The sequence below is a fragment of the Terrabacter sp. P5_B1 genome (assembly GCF_056400505.1).
In genome coordinates, this window is the sequence record NZ_JBFULD010000358.1 from 1 (window position 1) to 4,039 (window position 4,039).

Here is a 4,039-nt window from a genome sequence, read left to right on the forward strand (position 1 = left end):
CTCCTGGTCGGCGAGCGTCAGGATCTGGGCGAGGCGTTGACCGAGGTCGGTGAACGCCTGACCCGGCGCCGAGGAGCTCTTCTTGAGGTCCGCCATGACCCGCGACTGCTGGCCGAGCTGAGCCCGCAGGTCGGTCAGGGCAGCGTTGAGCTTGGTCAGCTCAACGCTGCGCTCGGCAGCGTCCTTCTTGGCGGCCTGAACGATGCGGTTCTGCGACTCGATGAAGGAGTCGACCTCCTCGGGCTCGTAGCCGCGGCGCGAGAACTTGAAGTGTGGTCTGTCGATCATGACCGTCCAATGCAGGGGCGAGGGCTGGGGAGGGGTGGACCTCGCCAGTTTGGCAGGCATCGCCCCAGAACGCCCACCGAGGCCACGCCCGGACGGGGTCGCGGCTGGCCGGAGGTCGGAGCTCAGTGCAGGCGGACGCGCGGGTCGAGGACGGCATAGAACATGTCGACGACGATGTTGGCCACGACGACCGCGAACGAGGCGAAGAGCACGATCCCGATGATGACCGGGAGGTCCTGCTGGTTGATGGCGTCGATCGACGTCTTGCCGAGGCCGGGCAGGCTGAACACGGTCTCGGTGACGACGACGCCGCCGACGAGGGCCCCCACGTCGATGCCGAACTGGGTGACCACCGGGGTCATGGCCGAGCGGAGCGCGTGCCGGGTGATCACGCGGCTCTCGCGGATGCCCTTGGCCCGCGCCGTGCGGACGTAGTCCTCGCCGAGGACCTCGAGCATCGACGCCCGGGTGAGGCGGGTGTAGGTGGCGGCCGAGACGAGCGCCAGGGTGAACCACGGCAGGATGAGGTGCTGCAACCATGGCCCCAGGCCGTCGCTGAGCGGGGCGTAGCCGCCCGCCGGGAAGATCGGGTAGCCCGCCACGGTGAGCTGGTAGTAGAGGAAGAAGAGCAGCAGCAGTCCGAGGAAGAACGTCGGCATCGAGTAGAAGAAGAGCGAGAACACCGTCAACGACCGGTCGGTGAACGACCGGGGCCGGATCGCGGACACGACGCCGTTGAAGACCCCCATGACGAGCCAGATGATGGCTCCGCCGACGACGAGGCTCAGCGTGATCGGCAGCGCCTGCGCCATGATCGTCGTGACGGGTACCTGGTGGTAGTAGTCGTAGCCGAGGTCACCGCGCAGGGCCTTGCCGAGGAAGTCGAGGTACTGCCTCCAGATCGGCTGGTCGAGGCCCAGGCGGGCCGAGATCAGCGCCACCGTCTCCGGGGTGGCCTGGCGTCCGGCGAGGGTCCGGGCCACGTCGTTCGGAGCGATGAAGAAGAGCGCGAAGACGGCGAGCGAGATGAGCCACATGATGAGCAGCCCGAGTGCGAGCCTGCGGACGAGGAAGCGCAACATGGGGTCAGCCCCTCACTCGAAGATCCGGTCGCTGCGCGGGTCGAAGGCGTCGCGCACGCCGTCCCCGAACAGGTTGAAGGCCAAGGTGGTCAGCAGCAGGGCCGCGCCGGGGAAGACCATGAACCACCACGACGTCGTGTAGTAGTTCTGGGCGTCGCTGATCATGCCGCCCCAGTCGGCGGTGGGCGGGGCGAGGCCCAGACCGAGGTAGGACAGGGTCGCCTCCACGACGATGACGACGGGGATGAGCAGCGACGCGTAGACGATGATCGGGGCGAGGATGTTGGGCAGGATGTCGACGAACATGATCCGGCGGTCCGAGGCGCCGAGCGAGCGCGCCGCCTCGACGAACTCCCGCTCGCGCAGGGACAGGACCTGGCCGCGGACGATGCGCGCGACGGACGCCCAGCTGAAGAACCCGATGACGAGCACCGTCACGAGCAGGCTGGGGCCGGTGATCGACACGAGGGCGATGGCGACGAGCAGGAACGGGATGGACAGCACGAGGTCGATGAGCCTCGCGAGCAGGGTGTCGACCACGCCGCCGAGGAAGCCGGCCGCCAGCCCGACGATGACGCCGATGATCACGGTCAGGAGCGTTGCGGCGACCCCGACGAGCAGCGAGACCCTGGCGCCGTAGGCGATGCGCACGAAGATGTCTCGCCCGAGGTCGTCGGTGCCCAGCCAGAAGGTCGAGTTCGGGGGAAGGGGGAGCCCGTCGGCCGAGAGCCCGGTCTCGCGGTACTGCTCGTTCGGTGGGTGACCGGTGAGCGCCGTCGTCACCGGTGCGAAGATCGCGAGCAGGATGATGAGCCCGATGATCACGAGGGACACCATCGCGACCCGGTCCCGCCGCAGTCGCTGCCACGCCAGCACCCATGGACTTCGCCCCTCGATGCGACGAGCCTGCGGGGGTAGCTCCTCGGCCGCTTCCGGGGTCAGGAAGGCCGGCGCCTCCGCCTCCGGCTCCAGGTCGGTCAGCCGGGGGGCCGTCGGGTCCATGGGGTCGTGCGGGGGGACGATGCTCATCGTGACTCACCTCCGGGCTCGGGCGGCGTGGCGCCCGCGCCGAGCGACATGGTGGCGTCACCGACCCTCTCCGAGGCGTCGATGTCGGGGCGGGCCAGGGAGAGGTCCTCACCGAGGCTCAGCGGGTGGAGGCAGGCCGTCGAGTGGTCGGGCGGATCGTCGAGGACCGGGACCAGCGGCGGTTGCGTCGAGACGCAGTCCTGACGTGCCTTGGGGCAGCGGGTGTGGAACCGGCACCCGGACGGCGGGTCCGTCGGCGTCGGCAGGTCCCCGACGAGGACGATCTGCTCGCGGCTGTCGGCCAGGTCGGGGTCGGGCACCGGGAGCGCCGACAGCAGGGCCCGTGTGTAGGGGTGTCTCGTCGTGGTGAACAGGTCGGGCGTCGCGGAGGTCTCGACGACCTTGGCAAGGTACATCACGGCGATCCGGTCGCTGACGTGGCGCACGACCGAGAGGTCGTGGGTGATGAAGAGGTAGGTGAGGTTGAACTCGTCCTGCAGGTCGATGAGCAGGTTGATGATCTGCGCCTGGATCGACACGTCGAGCGCCGACACCGGCTCGTCGCAGATGACGAGCTTCGGGCGCAGGGCCAGGGCACGCGCCACACCGATGCGCTGACGCTGGCCGCCGGAGAACTCGGCAGGGAAGCGGTTGTAGTGCTCGGGGTTGAGCCCGACCGTCGCCATGAGGTCCTGGACCTTGGCCTTGAGATCACGACGAGTTGCGGTGCCGTGGATGACGAACGGGTCGCTGATGATGGCGCCGACCCGGCGGCGGGGGTTCAGCGACCCGTAGGGGTCCTGGAAGATCATCTGGACGTCCCGGCGGACGACGCGCATCTCTCGACGGTCGAGGTTGGTGATGTCACGGCCGTCGAACCACACCGAGCCGCTGGTGACCTCGTAGAGCCGGGCCATGCACCGAGCCAGGGTCGACTTGCCGCAGCCGGTCTCGCCGACCAGGCCGAGGGTCTCCCCGGGCTGGATCTCGAGCGTCACGTCGTCGACGGCGTGCACCTGGGCCAGGTCCCGGCGCCAGAGGCCACCGGAGCGGACCGGGAAGGACTTCGTYAGCCCCTCGACGCGCAGGAGTGCTTCGGTCATGGCGAGGACTCCTCAGGCACGGTTTCACCTTCCGGTGTGGTCTCGCCCTCCGGCGCTGCCTCGCCTTCCGGCGTGTTGTCGCTTTCAGGCGCTTTGGCACTCACCTGCACGTGCTCGAGGCCACCTTCGAAGCGCTGCGCGCGCAGGGCCTCACGCTCGGACAGGACAGGCGTGAGCCAGCAGGCGGAGACGTGCTGGGGATCGTCGAACACCGATCGCAACGGTGGGGTCTCGCTCCGGCAGCGATCGAAGGCATACGGGCACCGGGCCACGAAGGGGCATCCCGGTGGCAGGTCGATGAGTGACGGCGGCGCGCCGAGAATGGGGGTGAGCCTCGTCCGTGCGCCGCCCTGGGCGGGGAGCGAGCCGAGCAGACCCTCGCTGTAGGGATGGTGGTTGGCGTAGAAGAGGGTGCGCCGGGGCGCCCGCTCCATCACCGCCCCGGCGTACATGACCACCACCTCGTCGGACATCTCCGCGACGACGCCGAGGTCGTGGGTGATGAGGATGATGGCGGTGCCGAACTCCTCCTGGAGG

4 protein-coding genes and 1 pseudogene are annotated in these 4,039 nt (G+C 69.0%); all 5 read right to left on the reverse strand.

Translation table 11 applies throughout. The annotated features are described in order from the left end of the window. Window positions 1–288, reverse strand: a pseudogene (locus AC1DP0_RS19080) (hypothetical protein); the annotation flags it as partial. A 122-nt stretch (window positions 289–410) separates the two neighbouring features. After that, window positions 411–1,370: an ABC transporter permease gene (locus AC1DP0_RS19085; protein WP_478087538.1), complete on the reverse strand. Its 960-nt coding sequence runs from the start codon at window positions 1,368–1,370 to the stop codon at window positions 411–413. 12 nt (window positions 1,371–1,382) lie between these two features. Further along, window positions 1,383–2,399, reverse strand: coding sequence for an ABC transporter permease (locus tag AC1DP0_RS19090; RefSeq protein ID WP_478087540.1), 1,017 nt, complete (start codon window positions 2,397–2,399; stop codon window positions 1,383–1,385). Further along, window positions 2,396–3,502, reverse strand: coding sequence for an ABC transporter ATP-binding protein (locus AC1DP0_RS19095; RefSeq protein WP_478087542.1), 1,107 nt, complete (start codon window positions 3,500–3,502; stop codon window positions 2,396–2,398). Before AC1DP0_RS19095 ends, AC1DP0_RS19090 begins: the two co-directional genes overlap by 4 nt. Continuing rightward, window positions 3,499–4,039, reverse strand: a 541-nt coding sequence (locus AC1DP0_RS19100; RefSeq protein WP_478087544.1) for an oligopeptide/dipeptide ABC transporter ATP-binding protein, incomplete at its 5' end; no start/stop codon positions are given. The genes AC1DP0_RS19100 and AC1DP0_RS19095, both read right to left, overlap by 4 nt.